This window comes from Acinetobacter sp. ANC_7513, from assembly GCF_056779915.1.
In genome coordinates, this window is the sequence record NZ_JBWYIW010000008.1 from 134,719 (window position 1) to 160,805 (window position 26,087).

Annotated in this window: 18 protein-coding genes; 11 read left to right on the forward strand and 7 right to left on the reverse strand. The window is 37.0% G+C overall.

The window, feature by feature from the left end; genetic code table 11:
• Window positions 1-273: 273 nt before the first annotated feature.
• From AC1M9B_RS10185 to AC1M9B_RS10205, 5 genes are all read left to right on the forward strand, one after another.
• On the forward strand, window positions 274-612 hold the full coding sequence (locus AC1M9B_RS10185) for a hypothetical protein (protein ID WP_481591651.1): 339 nt from the start codon (window positions 274-276) through the stop codon (window positions 610-612).
• Window positions 613-707: 95 nt separating this feature from the next.
• Complete coding sequence (locus tag AC1M9B_RS10190; RefSeq protein ID WP_481609029.1) at window positions 708-2,495, forward strand: cholesterol oxidase substrate-binding domain-containing protein; 1,788 nt, start codon at window positions 708-710, stop codon at window positions 2,493-2,495.
• Window positions 2,496-2,730: 235 nt separating this feature from the next.
• The gene (locus tag AC1M9B_RS10195; protein WP_481609030.1) at window positions 2,731-3,999 is read left to right on the forward strand and encodes an HlyD family secretion protein; all 1,269 of its coding nucleotides are present in this window, start codon (window positions 2,731-2,733) and stop codon (window positions 3,997-3,999) included.
• 11 nt (window positions 4,000-4,010) lie between these two features.
• The gene (locus tag AC1M9B_RS10200) at window positions 4,011-6,143 is read left to right on the forward strand and encodes a peptidase domain-containing ABC transporter (protein WP_481609031.1); all 2,133 of its coding nucleotides are present in this window, start codon (window positions 4,011-4,013) and stop codon (window positions 6,141-6,143) included.
• Complete coding sequence (locus AC1M9B_RS10205; protein ID WP_481609032.1) at window positions 6,140-7,681, forward strand: TolC family protein; 1,542 nt, start codon at window positions 6,140-6,142, stop codon at window positions 7,679-7,681. Before AC1M9B_RS10200 ends, AC1M9B_RS10205 begins: the two co-directional genes overlap by 4 nt.
• Window positions 7,682-7,739: 58 nt before the next feature.
• Here the strand turns inward: AC1M9B_RS10205 and AC1M9B_RS10210 are convergent, their stop codons facing one another.
• The 3 genes from AC1M9B_RS10210 to AC1M9B_RS10220 form a co-directional block, all read right to left on the reverse strand.
• Window positions 7,740-9,077 carry a CitMHS family transporter gene (locus AC1M9B_RS10210; protein ID WP_035267991.1) on the reverse strand — a complete coding sequence of 446 codons (1,338 nt, stop codon included), beginning with the start codon at window positions 9,075-9,077 and terminating at the stop codon, window positions 7,740-7,742.
• Between the two features lie 336 nt (window positions 9,078-9,413).
• Entirely contained in the window at window positions 9,414-10,736 is a 1,323-nt protein-coding gene (gene paeA, locus AC1M9B_RS10215; RefSeq protein ID WP_035267989.1) for a polyamine export protein PaeA, read from the reverse strand.
• A 141-nt stretch (window positions 10,737-10,877) separates the two neighbouring features.
• On the reverse strand, window positions 10,878-11,870 hold the full coding sequence (locus tag AC1M9B_RS10220; RefSeq protein WP_035268043.1) for a LysR family transcriptional regulator: 993 nt from the start codon (window positions 11,868-11,870) through the stop codon (window positions 10,878-10,880).
• A 681-nt stretch (window positions 11,871-12,551) separates the two neighbouring features.
• Here AC1M9B_RS10220 and AC1M9B_RS10225 point away from each other — a divergent pair.
• Both AC1M9B_RS10225 and AC1M9B_RS10230 read left to right on the forward strand, forming a co-directional pair.
• Window positions 12,552-14,153, forward strand: a complete 1,602-nt coding sequence (locus AC1M9B_RS10225; RefSeq protein ID WP_035267987.1) for an isocitrate lyase — start codon at window positions 12,552-12,554, stop codon at window positions 14,151-14,153.
• A 194-nt stretch (window positions 14,154-14,347) separates the two neighbouring features.
• Complete coding sequence (locus AC1M9B_RS10230) at window positions 14,348-14,935, forward strand: 1-acyl-sn-glycerol-3-phosphate acyltransferase (protein WP_481609033.1); 588 nt, start codon at window positions 14,348-14,350, stop codon at window positions 14,933-14,935.
• A gap of 31 nt (window positions 14,936-14,966) precedes the next feature.
• Here AC1M9B_RS10230 and AC1M9B_RS10235 read toward each other — a convergent pair whose 3' ends face one another.
• The 4 genes from AC1M9B_RS10235 to trpS form a co-directional block, all read right to left on the reverse strand.
• Entirely contained in the window at window positions 14,967-15,704 is a 738-nt protein-coding gene (locus AC1M9B_RS10235) for a sulfite exporter TauE/SafE family protein (RefSeq protein WP_481609034.1), read from the reverse strand.
• Window positions 15,705-15,873: 169 nt separating this feature from the next.
• A complete protein-coding gene (locus tag AC1M9B_RS10240; protein ID WP_481609035.1) occupies window positions 15,874-17,583 on the reverse strand; it encodes a flotillin family protein in 1,710 nt (569 codons plus the stop codon).
• Between the two features lie 18 nt (window positions 17,584-17,601).
• Window positions 17,602-18,240, reverse strand: coding sequence for a YqiJ family protein (locus tag AC1M9B_RS10245; RefSeq protein WP_481609036.1), 639 nt, complete (start codon window positions 18,238-18,240; stop codon window positions 17,602-17,604).
• Window positions 18,241-18,626: 386 nt separating this feature from the next.
• Window positions 18,627-19,640, reverse strand: coding sequence for a tryptophan--tRNA ligase (trpS, locus tag AC1M9B_RS10250; RefSeq protein WP_092767023.1), 1,014 nt, complete (start codon window positions 19,638-19,640; stop codon window positions 18,627-18,629).
• Between the two features lie 202 nt (window positions 19,641-19,842).
• Here trpS and AC1M9B_RS10255 point away from each other — a divergent pair, with 202 nt between their 5' ends.
• The 4 genes from AC1M9B_RS10255 to AC1M9B_RS10270 all read left to right on the forward strand — a co-directional run.
• A complete protein-coding gene (locus AC1M9B_RS10255) occupies window positions 19,843-20,766 on the forward strand; it encodes a DUF808 domain-containing protein (RefSeq protein WP_092767024.1) in 924 nt (307 codons plus the stop codon).
• Window positions 20,767-20,821: 55 nt separating this feature from the next.
• Window positions 20,822-21,721 carry a KPN_02809 family neutral zinc metallopeptidase gene (gene ypfJ / locus AC1M9B_RS10260; RefSeq protein WP_481591661.1) on the forward strand — a complete coding sequence of 300 codons (900 nt, stop codon included), beginning with the start codon at window positions 20,822-20,824 and terminating at the stop codon, window positions 21,719-21,721.
• 203 nt (window positions 21,722-21,924) lie between these two features.
• On the forward strand, window positions 21,925-23,424 hold the full coding sequence (locus tag AC1M9B_RS10265) for a cation:proton antiporter (protein WP_179998547.1): 1,500 nt from the start codon (window positions 21,925-21,927) through the stop codon (window positions 23,422-23,424).
• A gap of 577 nt (window positions 23,425-24,001) precedes the next feature.
• Window positions 24,002-26,087, forward strand: a 2,086-nt coding sequence (locus tag AC1M9B_RS10270; RefSeq protein WP_481609037.1) for an Ig-like domain-containing protein, incomplete at its 3' end; no start/stop codon positions are given.

Here is a 26,087-nt window from a genome sequence, read left to right on the forward strand (position 1 = left end):
TTTAGTTTTTTATTGCCATGTCTGTAATGCTCCTAAATATTCTATCAATGGTGATGAACGGGCCAATAATGTATCTATGATTTGAAATTGAACAGTTATTTTCGATAAAAATAGTCGACTAGATTATCTTAAATAATGTTAAATAAATCACAAAATAATTAAATAACGTTAGTTGTTTGTCATTAATACTACATATTTCATCCTGTATATTAAAAAATGCTTAACAAAAGTTAGGTGTATTTAACATAAATTCTTTATAACGAGGTTTTAATCATGAGCTTAGTTGAATTAAAGCAAGAAGAAATCAATGAAGTATCTGGTGCTGGAACATTGATTGGTGACTCAATCATCCACGGTGTGAACTTATTCAATCAAACACTTAATTCAAAACTGATTTCATCAGTTGGTGTTGTATTTAGTGCAGTAGGTTTAGGGCTAGTACACCAAGCTGCTGATACTACTGGTTTAGTGGCATCAAAAACATTAATTGGTCTAGGTCGTGCACTTGGTGGCGATGTAGATGAAACTCCAAACCATTACGAAAAAGAAAAGGCAGAAGGTCAATATAAACTTCTTCCGACTTTGAATGGCGTTCGTGCTTGGCTCTCATAAGTTTTAAATAAAGTGTTAAAGGCAGACTGGTCATGAGTACTTGTCTGCTTTCAGTAACAGAAATAATAAAGCTAAAACTTTTGGTGGCTATAACAATGCAAAACTCATCAGAACAAATAGATCACGATAAAAGAAACTTTCTAAAAACAATGGGTAGCTTAGCTGCTGTTGGTGCTGTTTCAGCATGGTTCCCAACACAAAAGGCAGAGGCTTGGTTTTTTCCTTTACAAGAAAGATTGGTAAATTTCCCAACTGAAATCTCAATTTTTAAACAGGAATATGAAAATTGGTCTGGGGAATCTCGTTATGAAAATGCATGGACAGCATCACCCAGTAATCAAGAACAAGTTTTAAAAGCGATTAATTGGGCTTATCAAAATGGTTATAAAGTCAGAGCCAAAGGGATGTCACATAATTGGTCACCTTTATTGTTGGATGATCAAGACAAGATTACTAAAATTTTATTGATTGATATGCCAACGCATATCAACAAAGTCAGTATTGATGCAAACGGTATTGTGACTGCCGAAGCAGGCATTCAAATGGAAGCATTGTTAACCGCAATGGAATATCGTAATCGTGGATTTGTGGCAGTGCCAGCACCTGGAGATTTAACTTTGGGTGGTGTGTTGGCCATCGACGGTCATGGCACAGGTGTACCTGCCGTAGGGGAAATAAAACAAGAAGGTCAAACTTATGGTTCGATCAGTAATTTAGTGGTATCGATCACTGCTGCTGTTTTCGACCAACGAGAAGGTCGATACGTTGCAAAAACCTTCCTGCGAAATGATCCTGAAATTCGTGCATTTTTAGTCCATATAGGTCGTGCATTTATTTTATCTGCACAATTACAAACGTCAAAAAATCAATATATTCGTTGTGAAAGCTATACCGACATTCATATCAATGAGCTATTTGCTCAAGATAAGCATGCTGGACGTACCTTCTCTCATTTCCTGGATAAATCTGGTCGTGCAGAAGCAATTTGGTTTCCATTCACCGATTATCCTTGGTTAAAAGTTTGGACTGTTACTCCGTATCGTCCTTTGACTGCTCGACAGACAGTCAAACCATTCAATTATTGGTTCTCAGATAATTTAATCAAACCTATTACAGATTTAATTCATAAAATCATCGTCAATAAAAGTACTTATCTCACGCCAACCTTCGGTTTTACTCAGTATGAAATCTCTAAACTAGGTTTAAATGGTACGCCATTATCTGGAATCACGACGATTTTGACTGGTGGTTTGGCTTCTACTCAAACTTATGATTTATGGGGAACGTCAAAAAACGTTTTACTGTATGTCAAACCAACAACTTTGCGTGTTACTGCAAATGGCTATGCTGTCATTACCAGTCGTGCAAACGTTCAACGGGTTATTGCTGATTTTTGTGATTATTACGGCATTAAGATGAAGCAATATCAAAAAATGGGTCGTTTCCCAATGAATGGACCTGTTGAAATTCGAGTTACGGGCTTGGATCATCCAGAAGATTCAATTGTTCACGGCGCTCAAACAGCAGCATTATCAGCCATTAAACCTTGTCCTGATCATCCCGAATGGGACTGTGCCGTTTGGTTTGATATTTTAACCTTGCCAGGTACGCCATTCTCAGCGCAATTTTACACAGAAGTTGAGGAGTGGATGTCACAACGTTATCAAGGTGATTCTTTGATGCGACCAGAATGGTCTAAAGGGTGGGGCTATACCAATCAAAAAGCTTGGGATAGTTCAACTTATATCGATTACGAAATTCCACGCGTCCATGCTCAGGGTCAATCTAATCATTTAACTATTCAGTCGAGTAGTCATATTTTAAAGCAATATGATCCTCATGCTTTGTTCACAGCACCTTTAGTCAATCGAGTTTTGAAATAAAACAAGATGAACGCTTCGTTTTTAATCTATTGAAATCAGTATCCAACTGAGTTTATTCAAAGCAGATTTAGCTGAGCGAAGTGTGGGATAGAACAGGAGACAACACAGATCATGACTATTTTATTGAAAACTTTTGGTTTATGTTTGTCTCTTTTAAGCACGCTGTTGAAATGCAGTCAACTTGATGAAAATTCAATATAAAAACCCGTACTTGAAAAATTAATTACAAATATATATGACAAATAAGCTGTTTAGAGACAAAGCGATTGATGCACAAAAGTCAAAGTGGATTGGTGAAGTCATTTTGATTCGACCATTTTCATTTACGGTACTCACGATTGTTGTCGCCATTTTTACTGTTTTATTAGTGAGTTTTATTTTTTTTGGAAGCTATACGAAGAGGACGAGTGTTAAAGGATTATTGATTCCTAATACGGGTTTAATCCGAGTTTATAGTGCCGAAGGCGGCACAGTTAGTGAAAAATTCGTCAAAGAAGGTCAGTTAGTGGAGAAAGGGACACCATTAATTGCATTAAAAATGACGCGTTATAATAGTACAGGTAACTATAATGAGTCTGTACAACAACAAATTGAGTTAAAAAAACAAAGTTTAGATACTGAAAAAAATAAACTAAAAGACTTACATTTAAATAGTGTTCAACAATTAAATGCAGAAATTCAATCTATACGTTTAGATTTAATAAAATTAGATGGCTTAATTGCCGAGCAACGCCAACGTCTAGCACTTGCACAAGAAAATGCACATCGTTATCGAGATTTAAAAGATAAAGAATATATTTCGATTGAAGAATATCAACTGAAGCAAGATAACTATATCAGCCTAAAAGTTGCTTTACAGAGCTATGAGCGAGAAAAAAATACTAAACAAGCTGAATTAGAAAATAAATTATTGGCTCAGCAAGGACTAGCATCGAAGTTGGAAAGTGAGCTGACTTCGGTCGATCGTCAATTAGCTTCGAATCAGCAAGAATTTTTAGAAAATAAAGCGCGGGATAGTTTGCTATTACAAGCCAATGCGACAGGAAAAATAGCATCGATTAATGCAGAGGTTGGTCAGTTTATTTCTCCTAATATTCCTGTTATGAATATTGTTCCGACGCCTTCTTATTTAGAAGCACATCTTTTTGTACCCAGTTCAGCAATTGGATTTATAAGGACTGGTCAAACCGTAAAACTTCGTTTTCAAGCCTATCCTTACCAAAAATTTGGTCAAGGTGAAGGTGTGATTCATTCAATCTCAGCGACGACGATGAACCCACAAGAACTGACCAATTTAGGCGAGTTAAGTCAGGGTGTAACACTTAACCAAAGTGAACCTGTGTATTTAGTCAAAGTCAAATTAAAACAACAGTTTGTAAAAGCCTATGGTGAAAGTAAGCCTCTTAAAGTGGGCATGGCCTTTGATGCAGATATCATGCAAGAAAAAAGAAAACTATATGAATGGGTACTCGAACCGTTATATAGCATCACTGGCAAGATATAAGAAGAAATAACATGCAGATATTAGACAAAATTTCTCTTGGATTTGGACGGAAAATTCCAACCATTTTACAGACGGAAGCGACAGAATGTGGATTAGCCTGTATTGCGATGATTGCGCATTATTATGGCTATGAGTCTGATTTATTAACGTTAAGACGTCGTTTTTCAGTTTCTCAAAAGGGTTCAAATCTCAATCAGCTGATCAAAATTAGTAATCAGTTGAAAATGGTTACACGCCCATTAAAGCTGGATTTAGAAGATTTGGATCAGCTTAAAACCCCGTGTATTTTACATTGGGATTTCAACCACTTTGTGGTATTGCAAGAAGTCAGTGCCAATAAAGTCACGATTTTAGATCCAGCATTTGGTAAACGTGTACTGACACTCAATGAGGTGTCTGAACATTTTACGGGTGTTGCATTAGAGCTTTGGCCAGATACTGAATTTGAAAAAAAAGAAGATAAAAATCAGATTCAGCTTAAAGGTCTAATCGGTCATGTTCGTGGTTTATGGAAATCTCTCGGGCAAATTTTAATCTTGGCCTTAGCCTTAGAAGTTTTTTCATTAATTAGCCCATTTTTTATGCAATGGGTGATCGACCATGTGATCGTATCTGCAGATCGGGATCTCTTAACGATACTGGCTATTGGGTTTGGCATGTTGATGTTGCTTCAGCAGTTTATCGGGCTACTTCGTTCTTGGATCATGATGTATATGAGCACACATTTAAGTGTGCAGTGGCAAGCCAACGTCTTTAATCACATGATTAATGTTCCTGTCTCTTATTTTGAAAGACGATCACTCGGTGACATTGTTTCGCGATTTGGATCAATTGGTAACATTCAAACCACGCTCACCACAACGTTCTTAGCTGCGATTCTTGATGGATTAATGACAGTATTTACGTTGATTTTAATGTTTGTATACAGTCCGAAGTTAGCTTGGATTGCAATTTTTACCATGGGCTTATACGCCTTAATCCGATGGATTTGGTATGCACCTTTGAAGCGAGCGACTGAAGCGCAAATTATTCATGCAGCGAAGCAAAGCAGCCATTTTATGGAAACTGTGCGTGGAGCTAAAACCATAAAACTGTTCCAGCGACAAGATGTTCGCCGTTCGACTTGGTTAAACCTTATGGTCAATCAAGTCAATGCTGGATTAACGACCCAAAAGTTAGGTTTAGGATTCTCATTGGCGAATGGAGTCTTATTTGGGATTCAGAACATTCTAATTATTTGGTTAGGTGCCACATTGGTATTGGAGGGTAATTTTACAGTTGGTGTGCTGATGGCATTTATGGCGTATAAAGGCCAATTTGATAGTCGGGTTGCAGGACTAATCGATAAGTTTATCGAAGTTAAAATGCTTCAAATTGATGTAGAGCGTTTATCCGATATTGTGTTAACAGAACAAGAAAAATTATACGGTGATGCTGAAATCACAAATGTAGATCAGGTTGAGAATGCAATTGAAGTCGAAAATCTGCACTTTAAATATTCAGAAAATGATCCTTATGTACTCAAGGGGATTAGTTTTAAGATTCCCCAAAATCAATCTGTCGCCATTGTCGGGGCAACAGGTTGCGGTAAGACCACACTGCTACATGTTCTGTTAGGCGTATTTAAACAGAATGAAGGTGAAGTCAAAATCATGGGGCGTGACTTTGAACAATTAGGATTAAACGCTGTGCGAGATCAAGTCGCGACAGTGTTACAAGATGACATTCTATTTGCTGGTTCAATCGCAGAAAACATTTGCTTTTTTGATTCAAATCCAGATATGCAATGGGTACAACAATGTGCAGCCTATGCTGCAATTCATGATGACATTAGCCGTATGCCAATGGGATATCAAACCTTAGTGGGGGATATTGGTAATATGTTGTCAGGAGGACAAAAACAAAGAATTTTATTGGCTCGTGCTATCTATAAAAAACCAAAGATTTTATTTATGGATGAGGCGACCAGTAGTTTAGACGTATTAAAAGAACATGAGGTCAATGCAAATCTCAAGCATTTGAATATTACCAAATTGATTATTGCACATCGTCCAGAAACGATTTCATCTGCTGAGCGGATTATCGCTTTACAAGATGGCGTGATTGTCCGTGATATGTTGACCAAGGATTTGCAACCTAAATGAAAATTACATACATCGCTTTCATTGTTGTTGCAGGGTCTCTATTCGGACATAGTTCGTTGGCTTATGCAGAGAGTTGGTTGTCAAAACTGACTCCAAATCTAAAAAAACAGCGCGAGACTTTATGGTTTGATGAGCTCACGGCTCAGCGTAAAGCCCGTGAGAATGAGACAAAACGTAAGCAAATAGAACAACAACTCAATCAAAGTGTGTCACTTGATCTTCAAAATCAGAAAATGTTAAGTCAACCTCAACATTGTTTATCTCAAAATAATCTCAAGAATGAACAGCAAATAGAACTGATTGATGCCATTGAACGTGCAGTTTGTCGTAATCCTGAGACTAAAAGTGCTTGGGTACAAACGCGTATTCAAGCTGCTCAGCTTAAAATCTCCAAAGCAAATTATTATCCTCAAGTGAATAGCACCTTGAATTACGATTGGTCACGTGATGATAATCAAGTAAAAGATCGTCCTGTTTTGAGTTATGACACTGACCTACGCCGTTACGGACTTGGAATAAGAGCCAATTGGCTACTTTATGATTTTGGTAGTCGATTTTATCAAGCAGAAGAAGCCGAAAAATTATTAGCGATGTCTTTGGCACAGCATGATGTTGCTTTGCAAAATATGATCATCAAAACGATTTCGACTTATTATCAAATTATTCAGGCTGAGTTAAAGTTAAATAATATTAATGAGTTGGTTGTACTTGCAGAAAAAAACTATGAAATTGCAAATGCTCGATATCGTGCGGGTGTTGGCATCAAATCAGATGCATTACAAATGTCCGCAAATTTGGCGAAAGCAAAGTCAGATCAAACTAAATTTTTAGGTGATTTAAAAATAGCAAAAGGACTTTTAGCATCATTAATGGGTGTGCCTGCATACCAAAATTTCAAAATTAATAATCAATTAAAAATTCCAAAAGAGCTAGATCTTAAACCGATTGAAATCCTCATTCAGGATGCTGAAAAAATGCATCCAAAGTTTAAAGCTGCACAGTATGATTCACTCGCAGCTGAAAATAAAATTAAGGAAATACAGCGGTCTAGATATCCATCTGTAAGTTTTAACGGCATTTATGATCATCAAAAACAAACGAGTGACAGTTATGGAAGTGATCGCCAATCTCTACAAGCAGGTGTGCAAGTCAATTTCCCATTGTTTGATGGTTATAATCGAAAAAATCAAATTGTCGTTGCTCAAGAAAACTTAAAATTAAAGCAATTAGAGCAAGAAAGATTGAAGCTTGAAATTAATGCTGAAATCTGGAAAAGCTATAATGAGCTAAATGCAATCCATGACAATATTAAGGCGCTAACGATATTGAATCAAAGTGCTTCAGAAGCCTATGAAGTCGCCCAAGGACGTTATAAAGCGGGTGTAGGAAATTTACTCGAAGTGCTTAATGCTCAGAATGTGTTGAGTGAAGCAAAAATGAATTATTCCACCTTGTTGACAGAGTTTTTAGTGGTGAGGTATCAACTTCTATCTAACATGGGGAACTTGAATATTTGGAATGAGACTCAAGCTCAATAAGTCTTTATAAATAAGAGATTGGAGTGATCAAAAAATCACTCCGAAACTCGAGATACGATTAAATAGCAGAATAGAATGGGAACATCCCAAATATTAATCCACTTGCAAGCATCACTAAGCACGTAATAATCGCCCATTTAATGGTAAATTTTTGGTGTTGACCAAACTCAATCCCAGCAAGCCCGCAGAGTAAAAAGGTAGATGGAACTAAGGGTGAGAGCAGATGAACGGGTTGACCAACAATCGATGCACGAGCCATTTCCACAGGAGAGATGCCATAATGTGCTGCAGCTTCAGATAAGATGGGCAGAACACCATAGTAAAAAGCATCATTTGACATAAAGAACGTTAAAGGCATGCTTAAAACGGCTGTGATTGGTGCCAAATATGGACCCATACTATCTGGAATAATCGCTACTAACTCTTTTGACATGGCATCGACCATACCCGTGCCAGTGAGTAAACCTGTAAAAATACCAGCGGCAAAAATAATACCAACGACATTTAAAGCACTACCAGCATGATGAGCGACTAAGCTTTTTTGCATATCAATATCACGATAGTTCACGACTAAAGCAATACACAATGCAATCATAAATAAAATAGGCATAGGCAAAATACCCATGACTAGGCTGGCCATCAGTGCAAGAGTTAATAATCCATTAAACCATCTCAAATGCGCTCGATTTGCCTCTGGGTTTGATGAAATTTGAATATTGTCGCCATGGCTAATATCCAATTCCATGATGCCTAATCTTTTTCGCTCCATTCGGCCATACATGGTTCCTAAAAAGTACAACCAAGCAATGGCGAACAGCATCGGTAAAATCATAGGAACAAACACATCGCTAGGATCTACATGGAGTGCACTTGCCGCACGTGCAGTAGGTCCACCCCATGGCGTTAAATTCATGATTCCACTGGCTAACATCATGAGACAGGCCATAATTAAAGGGCTCATGCCTAATCGCTTGTAAAGCGGTAACATGGCAGCAACACAAATCATATAAGTGGTAGAGCCATCACCATCTAAAGACACGATCAATGTTAAGGTAATCGTACCTAATACTACTTTGAGGGGATCACCTTTTACCAATCTGAGAATAAATTTCACTGATGGATCGAATAAACCCGTATCAATCATGATGGCAAAATACAAGATAGCAAATAGCAACATGACGCCGGTAGGTGCTAACTTTTTAACACCATCTAACATCATTTCACCAAGTTCATTAAGTTGAATATGGTTCAAACTATCTACAAAAAAACCTAATCCATATGCAATTAGCGCAAAAAGAACGGGAATAAGCGTGAGTGCGACGAGGGGAGTCATACGTCTAGACATAATGAGGTACATAAAGCACAAAATCATGCCCAAACCAAGCAAGGTCAACATGGATCTATCCTTAGATTAGCGTTTTAATCAATATTGTTTCTATTACAGTATTTGTTATCTTCGAAAACGCCGACCATCTTAGAGAAATTTATGATTAAACTAAATATTGTTTAGAAAATATTAAAATAACCATAATTTTTATAAAAAATAGTAGTTAAAATTCATAAGTTTAAGATTTATATTTTGTGATTGGAGACATTAAAAATGATTTTTAAGTGTGATAGTTGTAATAAAAATTGAGTATAAATTCTAATTTTAATAATTTTTGAAGGCGAAAAATCTCAAGTTTAATTAGATAAACTGAATAAAAAATCCACCTGAGTGGTGGATAGTGTCTTATTCAACAGTTGATTCTAATTCTGCTTTTTCATCAAGTAATCTGGTCACGAGTAGTTGGTCAATTTTAAAATGGTCAACATCGACCACCTCAAATTTATAACCATTAAATACTACACTATCAGCAGGACGTGGAATCTTACGAAGTTTAAACATCATAAACCCAGCTAAAGTTTCATAGTTTTCATCATCAGGCATTTCATCAATTTCTAATGCATGCTTGACATCTTCAATAGGTGTACTGCCTTCAATAAGCCAAGAATGATCATCCCGCTTGATAATTTGAAGATCTTCATCCGTTGGCGTAACCCAGTCACCCATCACGGTAATCATAATATCAGATAGGGTAATAACACCAACCACCAAGGCATATTCATTGATGACTACGGCAAACTTTTCTTTACTAGATCTGAAGCGATCAAGTAATTCTGACAGTGTAAGTGTATCTGGAATCGTTAATACATTACGGATAGTGGATTCATTCAACTGATTAAATTTTTGATTATTTAAAATACGAATCAAGATATCTTTAGCATCAACATAGCCAATCACTTGATCAATATTTTCATTGCAGACTAAATATTTTGAATAGGGAAATTCAGCCAGTTTTTGACGAATACTTTCTTCTGATTCATTGATGGTAAAGAAAACTACGTTTTCACGTGTAGTCATGCTCGAAGGAACATTTCGTTCTTCAAGTTCAAATACATTTTCAATAAAGTGATGTTCTTGTTTTTGTAAGACACCTGCTTGTGCCCCTGCATCCATTACCGCGGAAATATCATCAAAAGTAATATTATCATCACGAGTAGTATTTACTTTGAATAAACGGAATAAGAGGTTGGCAATTGCATTAATAAACCAAGCTAATGGACGACAAACAGTAATGAATACCTGAATAGGATTAATTAAAGAGACAGCGATTTTTTCAGGTGCAATCATTGCCAATCGTTTAGGCATAAGATCAGCAAATAAAATAAACAGTGATGTCACTAAAGTAAATGATAATGCAAAACCAATTGATTGTGACCAAGGACCATCATAGAAACGATCGACCAAAATCACAAAATAAGGTCTAAATGCAGCTTCACCTAAAATCCCCCCCAAAATTGCAATAGCATTTAAGCCGATTTGAGAGGCAGCAAAGAAATCAGCTGAATTCTCTTGAAGCGTAAGCACCTTTTGTGCACGATCATCACCAGACTCAGCCAAAATTTTCAGTTTCACTTTACGTGATCCTGCAAGTGCGATTTCACTTAATGATAAGAATCCAGCTCCAGCAATCAAAATCATAATGATCACGAAATTCTGAAAGAGGCTCACACGAACACCTTTGTTTTTAAATTATTTATGAGGAAAGTTTTATCACAAAAAACATAGAGGTAGTGAATTTTTACACTACCTCAATATCATAGTTATTGAGTAAAAAATTTTAAAGTATTGATTTAAATCAGCTCTACTCAATCAAAATTGTGAGAAGTGGGTATTGTTATTTGAAAGAAATTCACGATTTTCTTCCTCAGTCATTTGACGAGCTACATATAAAATCAACTGACGTAACCAACGATGAGCAGGATGATGATGTAATAGAGGGCACCACGCCATTTTGAGTTCAAATTCAGGAATGTAAAATGGAGGGTCTTTGAGCATCAAGTTTTGACTTTTAGCTTGTAGGCGAGCGATTTTCGTCGGTAATGTCGCAATGAGATCGACATTAGACGCTAATAAACCTGGCATTTGATAATGACGTGTAAATACCGAAATTTTGCGTTTTTGACCAATACGTTCTAAAGCTTGATCAATCCAACCTAAACCAGCTTGTTTTTCTGGGTTAACACCAAATCCTACCCCCATTCCAGTTTTAGAAACCCAGATATGTTGCGCATCTAGATAACTTTTAAGATTCAAATTATTGACGGCAGGATGCTTATTATTCAGTAAGCATGAAAAGCTGTCACGCCACACCAGAACCTGATGAAAACTTTGTGGAATTTCGTTGAAACGGTTGATGGCAAGATCAACTTTACCTTGTTCCATATCACGATAAGATACATCACTCGGTGTTAGAAAATCTAAAACAACATTTGGTGCTTCTGAACGCAGAGCCTTAACTAAGCGAGGCACAAGTGTAGCTTCAGCATAATCTGAAGTCATGATGCGGAAAACACGATTTGACGTATAAGGTCTAAATTCTGTTCGTGGTTCTAAGATCATAGATAGATCAGAAAGAGCATCACGAATACGAGGCTGTAGTTCTAAAGCCCTTTCTGTAGGAGTCATTCCTTCAGAAGAGCGAATTAAAAGCGGATCATTAAATAAGTTACGAAGACGACGTAAAATATTACTCATTGCAGGCTGAGTAACACCCAATTGTTCTGCTGCACGTGTAACATTCTTCTCTCGCAAAAGAACATCTAAGTAAATTAAGAGATTGAGATCAACCCGCTCAAGATTCATAAAAAAAATACCGAAAATAAATTTTTGAAATCGTGGGGAATTATGCCATAAGCGCTTAGGTTTGTGTGTTTTTATGCTGATTTTTTCAGCAGAATTTAACATATATTCATCAAATTTACGTTTTTTTTGTCATAAGACAGACCCTATACATTTATTTAAGAAATAGGGCTTTAGTTGTTTTTGAAATTACTATGCTATGTTCTAAATTGTTTTTAGGTTTATCTCAATTTAAATGCTTTATTGGTAATTCCATCAATATGGTTCACAGTTTAAAAAATATTCATTTAAAACTAACAGTTTAATAACGAGGCTCTGTCAGAAAAGTCAATTGAAGATTAAAATCTAAAGATGTTTGAAGAAAAATTAAACGTAATTGTGAGCTTGATACTTAAGTCTAATGAATAAGAATCACTCAAATTGTGTTAAAAGTGTACAAATACTTATTTTATAAATTTTATTAAAATCAATGATTTATAGAATGGTATTTCATTTATGTTACGACTTTAATCTACATATTTTTTAAATAAATACTGAGAATTAAACGAAAATATTGGATTAATTTCTAGAGTCAATCTAAGCTAAGTCCATAGCAACGAAGCGCTCTAAATCTGAACAATTAATACCGAGTAGATTTAGTCCTTCGATTGATAAATCCTAAAATTATATACAGGGTAAAATATCATGACTACATACCAAACAGCGATTGATGCAATCCGCGAATTAAAAGCAAAATTCGGCAACACTTGGGCAGACATCAGTCCTGAAGATGCTGCACGTATGCAACTTCAAAACCGTTTCAAAACTGGTTTAGATATTGCGAAATACACAGCTGCGATTATGCGTCGTGATATGGCTGCTTATGATGCTGATTCTAGCAAATATACTCAATCTTTGGGTTGCTGGCATGGTTTCATCGCACAACAAAAAATGATTGCGAACAAAAAATACTTCGGCACTACTGAACGCCGTTACATCTACCTTTCTGGTTGGATGGTTGCTGCACTTCGTTCTGAGTTTGGTCCACTTCCTGACCAATCTATGCACGAAAAAACTTCAGTTCCTGCATTGATCGAAGAAATCTACACATTCTTACGTCAAGCAGACGCAAAAGAATTAAACGACTTATTCCGTGCACTTAAAAAAGCGCAAGAAGCGGGTGATACTGCTAAAGCTGCTGAAATCACTTCACAAATCGACAACTTCCAAACTCACGTTGTGCCAATTATTGCCGACATCGATGCTGGTTTCGGTAACGAAGAAGCAACTTACTTACTTGCGAAGAAAATGATCGAAGCGGGTGCATGTGCACTTCAAATCGAAAACCAAGTTTCTGACGCGAAACAATGTGGTCACCAAGCAGGTAAAGTAACTGTTCCACACGAAGACTTCATTGCGAAAATCCATGCACTTCGCTATGCATTCTTAGAAATGGGTCTTGACGATGGTATCATCGTTGCACGTACTGACTCTGAAGGCGCTGACTTGACTCAAAAAATCCCAGTGGTTAAAGAGCCAGGCGATATCGCTTCTCAATACATCAGCTACTTAGACACTACTGAAATTGATATTTCAGAAGCGCAAGAAGACGAAATCCTAATCAAACGTGATGGTAAATTACACCGTCCTAAGCGTTTAGCTTCTGGTCTATATCAATTCCGTGAAGGTACTCAAATTGACCGTGTTGTACTTGACTGTGTAACAAGTTTACAGAACGGTGCTGACCTTCTTTGGATCGAAACTGCAACGCCAAACGTTGAAGAAATCGCTCACATGGTGAACCGTGTACGTGAAGTTGTGCCAAATGCAAAACTTGTTTATAACAACTCACCATCATTCAACTGGACGTTAAACTTCCGTCAACAAGCTTACGACCGTTGGGTTGCTGAAGGTAAAGACGTATCTGCTTACGACCGTGCTAAGTTAATGAGCGCTGAGTATGACAATACTGAATTAGCTGCTGATGCTGATGCGAAGATCCGTACGTTCCAAGCTGATGCTTCTCGTGAAGCAGGTGTATTCCATCACTTGATTACACTTCCGACTTACCACACTGCTGCGCTTTCTACACATGAGCTTGCAGAAGGTTACTTCGGTTCTGAAGGTATGTTGGCTTATGTTGCTGGTGTACAACGTAAAGAAATCCGTGGTGGTATCGCTTGTGTTAAACATCAAGCAATGGCTGGTTCAGACATCGGTGATGACCATAAAGAAATCTTCGCTGGCGACAACGCGCTTAAAGCGGGTGACGATGCGAAAAATACAATGAACCAATTCTCTGCATAAGCACTGAACTGATTCAAAAAAACCCTGCGTAAGCAGGGTTTTTTTATTGTTAATGAAATTATTTAACTAAATACATGAGCCAATTTAATTGATGTATAGATAGAAAAACAGCGGTAGTAAAACCTAATACATATTTTGAATAAAAGTAATGCCAAAGCTGTTACAATCCCGAAAATTTACATTTGTATATTTATATGTTTGAAAAATTTGCTGAACAGAGTTTAAATGCATTAGGTTGGGAAATTGATAACCATTGGCCCTTAGATTTAGACCAATGTGTCATGATTGCTGCACCACACACCAGTAACTGGGATGCTTTATACGCGCGATTAGCGCTCAAAGCTTTAGGTGTAAATGTCAGAATTACAATTAAAGACAGCTATATGAAGTTTCCATTTGGTCCTTTTGTCCGGGCTATGGGAGGGATCGGAATTAATCGCCGACCGAAGAAAGAGGGAGAGGAAAGACCAAGCATGGTACAATTAATGGCAGATCTTTTTAAAGATCATCCAAAATTGGTCATGTTGGTGACGCCAGAGGGAACAAGGTCAAAACAAGAAAAATGGAAAACGGGTTTTTACCATGTAGCAATTACAGCGAATGTCCCAATCGCTTTAGCATATATGGATTACAGGCAAAAAAAATGCGGTGTAGGTAAAATTATTTATCCTACTGGAGATATAGAAGTGGATATGGCAGAAATTATGGAATTTTATTCAAAGATTTCAGCTAAATTCCCCGAAAAATTTAGTGTTGACCAACGATATTCACACAACAGTTAATATATGGAGAAGGCAGAACAATCTGCCTTTTTTAATACAAGAAAATTGCGTTTAGGGTTAAAATAAAGCCTGAAAAAAACAATAAAGTTAAGACAATCGATTTAAATTTTTGCTCAGATATTTGATAAAAAATTTTTGCACCAATGATCGTAGGTAGGCTAACTGCAAAGATCAAAATCCACAAATAAGACAAGTGATTCACGTTAATGGTCTGGTTAAATAAATAGATGAGCAAAGTAAACAGTTGAATGGCGAAATTAAAATGTCGAAGAATGTTGCGTTGCTCATGTTTAGGAAGTTGTTTTAGCATCACCCAAGCTGAGGGAATTGCACCACAGAATCCACCGAGCCCACCTAAAATTCCACCCAAAAAACCAATCAAGCCGTCCATCCTGAGTTCGGTATCTTTTAAGCAATGTAGTTGCGGATTAAAGAACATGAGTGGACACCAAATTAATAAAAATATCCCAAGTAGTAATTTGAACGTGTCTGCATTGATATAATGAAGCAAAAAAGTACCCAAAGGTACCCCAATTAAGCCAGCGATAATATAGACCCAAACGATAGAGGGCTTTATAAAGGTTCTTGGTTCTTTATACATTGAAATGATATGACACCATAGTGATGCACAAACGACCAAGGGGGCGGTGATCTGAGGCGGTAGAATCCATACCCAAAAAGACATCGCAATAAGAGCGAAGGCAAAACCTGTGAGACCTTGAATAAATCCAGCAAAAATTGCGCCTAGAATAAAGATACATAACGTCATAAGGTGACTGCATCAATTGCTGAAGCAGGAGTAAAAGAAAAATGCATGAGATCGTCGGGTAGGGAAAACTGATCAATCTTAAAATAATATTTGTTATCTTAAAAATAATAAGAAAAGCAATAGCTAGCAGTAAAGCGAATAAAAGCCCTGAAAATCAGGGCTTTTATCATTAATTGGTTTTAGGTTTTAGGTTTTGTGTAAGACCGTTGATGTCTCCACCCTGAATACCGAGTTCACTCATTAAGCTGTCAATAAGAGGGGCTTGTGAACGATATCTGAGTGCGCTATTCACCACTTGGTCTGAAAGTGCAACAGATTGTGATTGATCTGCTTGATCAGCTGAAGTCGTGGCGCCAGTAATGCCACCCAGACCATTCACTTGTAATATCTTGATATCATCAATATTTTCCATTGGTTTAACACTTTCACGGATGATTTCAGGCAAATACTTCAAAAGTGCCAAACGAATTTGCATCTCAACTTGTTCACTTGACAAAATATTATTTGCTTCATTGACTGCGCGTGTCCCTTCAGCATCGACTTGGTATTGTTTTTCTAAAGCTTGAGCCAAAAGAATTTTAGCATCAGCTTCACCTTTAGCTTTCAAGCGGACTTTTTCAGCTTCTGCTTCAGCCGCAGTACGAACAGCTTCAGCCTCATCTACAGCAGCTTGTTTTGATGCCTCGGCAGCCACAGTAATTGAAATAGCATCAGTTTCTGCAGCCTGTTTTGCAGCAACAAGTTCAACCGCTTTAATTCGCTCAGCTCGCTGTGTTTCACGAACAGTCACAACTTCTTCCTCGGCTTTCACTGCTTGCGCACGAGCTTGGTCAGCAAGTGCTTTGGCTTCGGATTCAGCACGAGATTTCTCGGCAATCGCGATTGCGCGATCTTGTTCCGCAAGTTCAATGGTTTTCTTTTGTTCTACTTGCGCTTGTTCAATAATTTGTGCTTTTTGAATATTTTGATTTTCGACATCACGTGCAGCTGAAATACGTTTTAATTCAATTTCACGTTCTGCAGCGATTTGGGCTTCTTCTGCCTCACGCTTTTTGGCAGCTTCTTGTGTTGCAATTTCAGCAAGTTGTTCAGCTTTTCGAATCGAAATTTCTCGCTCTTGTTGCATCTTTGCGTATTCTTCTTCACGCAGGATTTGAAGGCGTGCTTGTTCAGCCTCTAAATTTTTCGCTTTAATGGCTAAGTCAGCATCTTGTTCAATATCGTTACGTTTTTTTCGACGATCTTCAATAGTTTCTGTTAATTTTGTTAAACCTTCTGCATCAAATGCATTTTGTGGATTAAAAAATTTAAAGCTGGTCTGATCAAGACCTGTTAAAGATACAGTTTCGAGTTCTAAACCATTTTTGAACAGATCTTCTGAAACAACTTGTTGAACTTTCTGTACGAAGTCGACACGTTTTTCATGTAACTCTTCCATAGCCATTTCTGCTGCTACTGCACGCAGGGAATCTACAAATTTACCTTCAACCAAATCTTTTAATTCATTTGGTGACATGGTTTTTTGACCCAAAGTTTGTGCTGCGGTAGCAATGGATTCAGCTGTTGGCTTAACACGAACATAGAACTCAGCCATCACATCTACACGCATTCGATCACGCGTAATCAAGGCTTGATCAGCTGCACGTTTAACTTCTAAGCGAAGGGTATTCATATTGACAGGAATGACTTCATGTAAAACAGGAAGTACAATTGCACCGCCTCCTAATATAACTTTTTCCCCACCAAAACCAGTTCTGACAAATGAAACTTCCTTGCTAGAGCGTTTATATAGTCGTGCAATAATGGTTCCGATGACAACCAGCGCAATGAGAATAAGTCCTGCAATTATAATAATTTGATAAAAAATTGAACTAAACATTTTTTTCTCTAAGTTGATTTATTGTGAAATTGCTTGAAAGCCTTTGAGACTACGTTGTGTAAGTAAGACTTGCTGACCTTGTACGAATATTTCGTCAGCTTCAGGTTCGACTAAAATGTAATGTGTTTGACCAAAGCGATCTTTGAGTTTTGCTTGCGCAGGATAGTGCAGTCGAGCAGTGCCTAAAATGATTTCTGCTCGAAGTCCAATTAAATCGTCGCTATGAATTGCTGTGGTTTCAACTTTAGGGATGATCTTTGCTATCCATCTTGAGAATAGCCGTACGAATGGCATACAGACCACAAGTACCAGTGGAGTAATGAGCCAGACTGTTAAAAATGATCCAAATACATGATGGACGATAGATTGGGATAAGAAGCCAACAATTGAAAAGGTCGTGAGAAAGATGATCAGCCAAATTAATACAGGAATACGTCCAAGATAAAGCCAATCTAAAAATTGAATCCAAATACTAGATTGATGGTCAACGATCATTTCAGGAGAAGAATCTAATGAACTAGGTAGAAATTGCTCTAAAAATCCTTGACTACTGAGACCTGTTATTAATAGAAAGACTTCAAGAATGCCTATAAAAAACATCAAGCAGATACTAATACTGAAGAATAGGTTCGACGGATTTATAAACATGTCCCACATGGGTAGTCTCTTATAAATATTAGAATTTTTATCAAATTTAAATCAAAATAATAAAATAAAGTGACGTAATTATCAATTATATAATATTGATTTCATTTTGAATGGATTCAACATAAAAAAATACGCAGTGATTGGGGTGATCACTGCGCAGAACAACGAATCTGCTTACACAGTTTCGGTTAAGGAGAAATGTTATGAATTTTGGGGGTATTCATAACAGTAATTAAATGATATTCAATTTCATTTAGCAACTCATTGGTAGTCGGGTTAAAACGTGTAAGATTACGTTAATAAGTTTAATTGAAGGTTAATTTTAAATAGGCTAATAAATAGCCATAAAAAAGCCGCAATGTGATGCGGCTTTAAGTGTGTTTATTTTTTAGGGATTAAAATTTAAAAACACCTAATCCAGCTTTAACTTCATCCAATGTTGCTTGCGTAATATCACGACATTTGTCAGTACCAGTTTTTAAGATATCCATAATATAATCAGGATCCTTAGCAAGCTCCATACGACGTTCACGAATAGGCGTGATCAACTCTTTTAGAACACCTTCAAGGCGTTTTTTGACTGTACCATCACCTAAACCACCACGACGATAGTGATCTTTAAGCTCTGCTACTTCTTCTGGATTTGGATCGAAAGCATCTAAATAAGTAAATACAACATTACCTTCCACCTGACCTGGATCTTCAATACGAAGATGATTAGGATCTGTATACATTGCATTTACCGCTTTTTTAATGTCTTTATCAGAAGCATCTAAGACAATTGTATTGCCCAATGATTTAGACATTTTAGCTTTACCATCAAATCCTGGTAATCGACCTACATTCGATAGCAGTGCCTTACATTCAGGCAAAAGCTCTTGACCAATCTGACGATTTAAACGACGAACAATTTCATTTGTTTGTTCAATCATTGGAATTTGGTCTTCACCCACGGGCACAATCGATGCTTTAAAAGCAGTGATATCAGCTGCTTGAGCAACTGGATAGCATAAGAATCCAGCTGGGATGTCACGCTCGAACCCACGCATTTGTATTTCAGACTTAATCGTAGGATTTCGTTCTAGTCTTGAAACTGTGACAAAGTTTAAATAAAGCATGGTCAGCTCATTCAAAGCTGGCAAGCTTGATTGAACGCAAATTGTTGTTTTTGTCGGGTCGATCCCAACAGCGAGATAGTCAGTTGCAACTTCAATAATATTACGTCTAACTTTTTCGAAGTTATCAGCATTGTCTGTAAAAGCTTGTGCATCAGCCAATAATAGATGTTGGTGATGGGAATCTTGCAAACCTACTCGTGAACGTAAAGAACCGACAAAGTGGCCTAAATGAAGTTGTCCAGTTGGACGGTCACCTGTCAAAATAACAGGGCGATTATCTTGATTACTCATTTTCTATACCAAAGTCATCAACACTAGGGCTGAATTTTTAAAATTTCGTAATATTGTACGGCATTATTTTTTTTTATGTCAGCATAAAGCATCGAAAGAATCGAATTAAAAACGCCTTATTTGAGATAGTATTAATAATGTTGATACAGAATAAATTGAAATAGAAGAATAAAATTCCAAAAAACAAAGAAGGATAACAATAATGGCAAATAGTTTATTGGTGCTATTAGATGATATAGCCACCATTCTTGATGATGTTGCGCTGATGAGTAAAATGGCTGCAAAAAAAACGGCCGGTGTATTGGGTGATGACTTAGCACTCAATGCTCAACAAGTTAGTGGTGTGAAAGCCGACCGTGAATTGCCTGTCGTTTGGTCTGTTGCAAAAGGCTCATTTGTTAATAAATTAATTTTGGTTCCATTAGCATTATTAATTAGTGTGATTGCACCTTGGCTTATAAATCCATTATTGATGTTAGGTGGATTATTTTTATGTTATGAAGGTGTAGAAAAAGTAATTCACTCATTACACCATAAAAAAGCTAAAACATCTGAACAGGCCGAAAAAGAACTCGAAAACTTAAATGTAGATCTAGCAACTTTTGAGAAAGATAAAATCAAAGGCGCGATACGAACAGACTTTATTTTATCTGCTGAAATTATCGTGATTTCATTGGGTACAGTTGCAGCAGCTACTTTTGGAATAAAGGTTGCAGTATTGTCAGTCATCGCAATTTTAATGACGATTGGTGTTTATGGTTTAGTTGCTATGATTGTTAAAATTGATGATTTGGGATTTTATCTCGTCAAACAAACGTCTACATTGAAACAGAGAATTGGTCAGGGCTTACTTGCTTTTGCGCCTAAACTTATGAAGACACTAACCATTGTCGGAACAATCGCGATGTTCTTGGTTGGTGGTGGTATTATTAATCATACCATCCCATTATTTCATCATTTTACTGAAGATTCCGTCGATTATATTGAACATATTCCAAATGTAGGCAGTATCATCGGTGCTTTAACCCCGACGCTCTTAAACTTTGTCATAGGTTTTATTGCAGGACTTATTGTTTTGGTCGTTGTTTCAGGAATACAAAAACTATGGAACGCTAGAAAAGTTTAGAGTTTGATGAAATAACGTATTATAAGAAGTTATATGATTTAAAAGGGCTGAGATTATGCGTTGGAAAGGCCGGAGAGTAAGTAGTAATTTAGAAGATCGCCGTGGAGGTGGTGGGGCTAAAGCTGGTGGAATTAGTATTCTCGGTTTAGTTGTTGCATTTGTTGCTTGGAAATTTTTTGGGGTTGATCCACAACAAGCCTATCAGGCAACTAAACAAGTGACTTCTAATAATCAGCAACAAGCGATAGGGATTGAAAACCCAACACCCGAGCAACAAGAAACAGCGGCATTTGTTGGTACAGTACTTGCTGATACGGAAGATACATGGACCACCGTTTTTCAAAAACAGGGAATGCAATATCAAGCTCCGAAACTTGTCATGTTTAGTGGCGTAGTTAATTCAGGCTGTGGTACAGCGCAGTCCGCGATGGGGCCATTTTATTGTCCTGCAGACAAAAAAATCTATATTGATACTGATTTTTTTAAAGATATGCGCCAGCAAATGGGTATTTCGGGTGAACGCAATCAATCAGAATTATCTACACAAAATGCTGCTGGTGACTTTGCACAAGCTTATGTGATTGCGCATGAAGTCGGACATCATATTCAAAATCTTTTAGGTATTTCAACTCAAGTCCAACAAGCTAGACAACGAGCTACTGAAGCTCAAGGGAACCAATTATCAGTCCGTTTGGAATTGCAAGCTGATTGTCTAGCTGGTGTGTGGGCAAAAGATACACATCAACGAACTCAATTCTTGGAGCAAGGTGATGTTGAAGAGGCAATGGATGCGGCGCATAAGATCGGAGATGATTATCTGCAAAAAAAGGCGAGAGGACATGTGGTTCCTGATAGCTTTACCCATGGTACAAGCCAACAAAGAATGTATTGGTTCGATCGTGGCATGAAAACAGGTGATGTGAACCAATGTGATACATTCAATACCTCAATCTAAATCTACCAAGCAGAATCGATTGTTTTTCTGCAAAGTTAAAACATGTAGCCTGCTAATAGAATAATTTATTAGGAAGGCTACACATCTTTAAAAAAAAGGGATTGCGAGTAAACATTCTTTATATAAAATAAATAAATGGCTATAGTTTTTTCATTTAAAATTTAAATGATCTCATTTAAATAAAACATATCATAGAGTGCAAAATGGGCAACTTTTTTTTTCTCCAAGTATTTACAGTGGTTTTTGCCCTCTCAATTGCCACAACCATATTCAATAAACGAATTCTAGGTTTTCCCCAAGCGATAGGGGTGCCAATTGTTTCAGCAATTTTTGTCTTTATTCTGCAATGGGCTGCCAATTTATTAGGGGATAATCGTTTTATCACTATTAATTTGGCAAATATTGAAGAAGCAGTTCGTCATATTGATTTTTATGATTTTCTCGTAAATGGTGTTATTTGCTTCATTCTTACATCGTCGGCATTGAAATTTAAAGTGTCTGATCTAAAAGTGTATTGGAAGCCAATTAGTATTCTTGCCACTATTGCTTTGGTTTTGTGTGCAGCATTGTTTGGTGGATTATTATTTGGATTTCAATATTTGATTGGTAACCCTGTACCAATACTCGTACTTTTATTACTCGGTTCTGCTTTAGGTGCTACAGATCCAATCGGAATCAAAGGGGTACTCAGTTCTGTACGTGCACCACATCATTTAATGGTGAAATTGGAGGGTGAATCACTGTTCAATGATGCAATGTGTATCGCTGTATTTATGACATTGTTGAATGTGCTTGAAGGCGAGCATTTTAGTCTGTTGCTGACACTACAAACACTCCTTTATGAAATTGTGGTAGCTGTAATTATTGGTTTGGTATTTGGTTGGGGGATTTTACGATTGCTTCGCGGGAAGCATGAAATGGAATCATTAATCCTAACGACAGCTTTACTGGCTTGTGGTTCATATTTGGTTGCTTTATTTGCTCATGCATCAGCACCAATCGCATGTGTGATTGGTGGACTTATTGTTGGTAATAAATGGAAAGAAATTTTACAAAATCGTGAAATCCAAGAAGTAAATCACTTTTGGCATACAGTTGAAGGTATCATTAATTCTTTTTTATTTACTTTAATTGGTTTAGAGCTGTTTATTCTTGATCTTAATGCCAGCATGATACTTGGCGGTATTATCGCATTTGTAATTTTACATATTTCACGTTTTGCTGCGAACTTTCTGGCTTTTGCATTCTTCCCATCGTTTCGTAAGAAAAGCTATAACGGTAGCCTAGCAATTTTATCATGGGGGGGAGTAAGAGGAGGGATTTCATTGGCTCTAATTCTTGCGGTTGCTAATGTCCCAGAGTTAAGGCAATACAGTAGTATCTTGATTGGTTATACTTTTATTGTTGTTTTATTATCGGGCGTAGTATGTGGTTTAGGTTTGCCAGCAGTCATGAATGCTTTCTATTACAACCCTAATGAGGAAAAAGAGGGCTTAAAGGGAATATATCAGCGATTATGTAATAAGCTTAATCGTAAAGGATTTAAATATATTGTTGGTGAAGATAGTAAAGGTAATGAGATTATTACGATTTATAATCCTGAAGTGATATTAGATCGGACTTCTGATGATGGTGTGGCAATCGTCCATCATCCCGCTAAAGCTGAAGAGGTGAAGAAGTTAGAAAATCCAGAAAATTTCTAAAAAAATTATACTTAATTGAGGCAAGCATGATAGTGCTTGCTCTTTTTTTTATGAATTAAGTATGATCAATGCAGAAGATAACAGTGATATTGTTTAAATATTTTATTCAGTTACGCAGAATTTTATCGATGAAATATAAAATTAAAATGTGAAAATTACATCATATTTAAAGCAAATTTTATTTCTTAACTTACTAAAAAGTAAGTATTAATTTTCAATATAAAATGAAAAGTATACTAGTTTACTAACATTAAAATGTTAGGTGAGCAAGTTACCGTATGTAGTTAAGCTAAATATAGCAGAAATTATGATAAGTAAGCCTTTGAAATTTGGTGACCTGAAATATCCTAAAAGTAAGTAAAAATATTAATTCTTATGTCATAAGTGTTTGTAAATAAAAGATATATTTTGATTGTGGATGAGCGGTTACAAAAAGCTGATAAAAGACGCAAAATCTATTCGCATTAAATCTTAAAAATGTGATATAAATCTCACTTATAGATAATAGTGTCTATCTTTTTTGTATCTTAGATGTAGAAAGATCGATAAAAATAAAATTTATAAGTGAGAATTTACCATGGCTAATATCTCCGTAATATCTAAAGAGAGTCATCAGGTATTAGAGAATGTCAACTCTAGTCAAGTGGGGCTTAACGAAAACTCTGTAGTTGTCGTTCAAGTATCTAAAGATGATGTAGCTTCAATCACTCGTGATAATAATAATGCTCTAATCAATTTGCGTAATGGTGAAGTGATTGTGATTGAAAACTATTTCAATCCTTCATTTGCTGATAACAGCCTCGTATTCCAAGATGAAAGTGGTCAACTTTATTGGGTTAAATTTACCAATGAAGATGGCTCAATTGCAGAAACAATTCTGTATTACCCAATCGAAGAAATCGAACCTCTTCTTTATTCCGATGATTTTATCGGTGGTATTCTCCCTTGGTTAATTGGTGCTGGTGCAGCTGGTGCAATTGCGGCAGTCGCAGATAATGGTTCTGACTCTAATCCTACGCCTAACCCTCAGCCAAAGCCAAATGCATTATTAAATGCACCAATCGTCATTGATGATGTACCAGAGCATATCGGTGAAGTTGCTGATGGTGGTGTAACAAATGATGCTCGTCCAGAAATCAAAGGTTCTGGAGCTCAACCTGGTGCAATCATCAAAATCTATAATGGCGATGAACTAATTGGTGAGACGGTTGCATTGTCTAATGGTGATTGGAGTTTTACACCTGATCAAGATTTAAAAGATGGTATCTATGAGCTTTCTGTCACACAAACTGTAAGTGGTCAAGAAAGTGATAAATCACCGATTAAGACAATCACGCTTGATACTGTCCCACCATCAGACATCACTATTGATGAAATTGGAAATAAGGGTGAAACAAACTCAGAAACACCTAAATTATCAGGTGAAGGTGAGCCAGAATCTAATGTTGAAATAGAAATTAAAGATAAAGATGGGAACGTGGTTGATAAAGAAACTGTTCCTGTTGATAAAGATGGTAAATGGGAATATACACCTGAGAAAAACCTGGATGAAGGTAAATACGAAGTTATCGTAACGCCTATTGATAAATCAGGAAATAAAGGTGAAGAAGAAAAACAAGAATTCAATGTTGACTTAACTCCTCCAGACATAGACATCGATCCAATCCCTACTGATCCTGAACCTGAGGGTTGGGATACAGCAACGAATCAATCAACTTTTGCAATCGCTGCAATCGCAAATACTCTTTCGGAATCGGAGAATAATCCAGTGACTACAACTAAAAATCAAACTCCTACATTTACGGGAACCACTAAAGATAGTGAGAGCGTAAAAGTAGTGATTCGCGATAGTTCAGGTAAGATTATCGCAGAAGGTCCTGCTACAGTGACCAACGGTAAATGGCAGTTTAAATCACCTGTAACATTAGCTGAAGGTGACTATAAACTAGAAGCAACAGCATATGACGCGGCTGGTAATAGTAAAGTCGCTACTTCAAGCTTTACTGTGGATATTACTCCACCTAAAGTAACGATTGAAGAGTTACCACTTACGAACATTGATGCGCCTACCTTTAAAGGTAAAACTGAAGATGGTGCAACACAAGTACGTGTTGAAATCAAGGATGCGGCTGGCAAGGTTGTTCAATCTGCAGTTGTGAATGTTGCAGCCGATGGTAGCTGGACATATAAGCCATCTAAAGCGTTACCAGATGGTACATATAGTGTCGAGGCTTCAGCTCGTGATGCGGTAGGAAATGTAAGTCAACCTGCTAAAACTACGGTTGAAGTTGATACAATCGATCCGGAAATTACAATCGATCCTCTAGAAGATACTAGTGATACAACTCCTGAAATTAATGGTAAGACTGAACCAGGCGCAACAGTAAAAGTTGAAATCTTAGACAAAGATGGCAACCCTGTAGCAACAGGTGATGCGACTGTAGATCCTGAAGGTAACTGGTCGTATACACCGACTGAAGCACTACCAGAAGGTGAATATACAGTTAAAGCTGAAGCGAAAGATAAAGCTGGTAACGTTGGTGAAGCGACATCTAATGGCTCATTTAAAGTTGATACAACTGCACCATCTGATACCGATGTAACGATTGATCCAATTGCGGATACAAACGATACAACACCAGAAATCACAGGTACAACTGAAC

What these genes read in the sequence shown, in the direction of transcription:
- AC1M9B_RS10185 (WP_481591651.1), top strand. Translation starts at nt 274, where the DNA reads ATGAGCTTAGTTGAATTAAAGCAAGAAGAAATCAATGAAGTATCTGGT.
- AC1M9B_RS10190 (WP_481609029.1), top strand. Translation starts at nt 708, where the DNA reads ATGCAAAACTCATCAGAACAAATAGATCACGATAAAAGAAACTTTCTA.
- AC1M9B_RS10195 (WP_481609030.1), top strand. Translation starts at nt 2,731, where the DNA reads ATGACAAATAAGCTGTTTAGAGACAAAGCGATTGATGCACAAAAGTCA.
- AC1M9B_RS10200 (WP_481609031.1), top strand. Translation starts at nt 4,011, where the DNA reads ATGCAGATATTAGACAAAATTTCTCTTGGATTTGGACGGAAAATTCCA.
- AC1M9B_RS10205 (WP_481609032.1), top strand. Translation starts at nt 6,140, where the DNA reads ATGAAAATTACATACATCGCTTTCATTGTTGTTGCAGGGTCTCTATTC.
- AC1M9B_RS10210 (WP_035267991.1), bottom strand. Translation starts at nt 9,077, where the DNA reads ATGTTGACCTTGCTTGGTTTGGGCATGATTTTGTGCTTTATGTACCTC.
- AC1M9B_RS10220 (WP_035268043.1), bottom strand. Translation starts at nt 11,870, where the DNA reads ATGAATCTTGAGCGGGTTGATCTCAATCTCTTAATTTACTTAGATGTT.
- AC1M9B_RS10225 (WP_035267987.1), top strand. Translation starts at nt 12,552, where the DNA reads ATGACTACATACCAAACAGCGATTGATGCAATCCGCGAATTAAAAGCA.
- AC1M9B_RS10230 (WP_481609033.1), top strand. Translation starts at nt 14,348, where the DNA reads ATGTTTGAAAAATTTGCTGAACAGAGTTTAAATGCATTAGGTTGGGAA.
- AC1M9B_RS10235 (WP_481609034.1), bottom strand. Translation starts at nt 15,704, where the DNA reads ATGACGTTATGTATCTTTATTCTAGGCGCAATTTTTGCTGGATTTATT.
- AC1M9B_RS10240 (WP_481609035.1), bottom strand. Translation starts at nt 17,583, where the DNA reads ATGTTTAGTTCAATTTTTTATCAAATTATTATAATTGCAGGACTTATT.
- AC1M9B_RS10245 (WP_481609036.1), bottom strand. Translation starts at nt 18,240, where the DNA reads ATGTGGGACATGTTTATAAATCCGTCGAACCTATTCTTCAGTATTAGT.
- trpS (WP_092767023.1), bottom strand. Translation starts at nt 19,640, where the DNA reads ATGAGTAATCAAGATAATCGCCCTGTTATTTTGACAGGTGACCGTCCA.
- AC1M9B_RS10255 (WP_092767024.1), top strand. Translation starts at nt 19,843, where the DNA reads ATGGCAAATAGTTTATTGGTGCTATTAGATGATATAGCCACCATTCTT.
- ypfJ (WP_481591661.1), top strand. Translation starts at nt 20,822, where the DNA reads ATGCGTTGGAAAGGCCGGAGAGTAAGTAGTAATTTAGAAGATCGCCGT.
- AC1M9B_RS10265 (WP_179998547.1), top strand. Translation starts at nt 21,925, where the DNA reads ATGGGCAACTTTTTTTTTCTCCAAGTATTTACAGTGGTTTTTGCCCTC.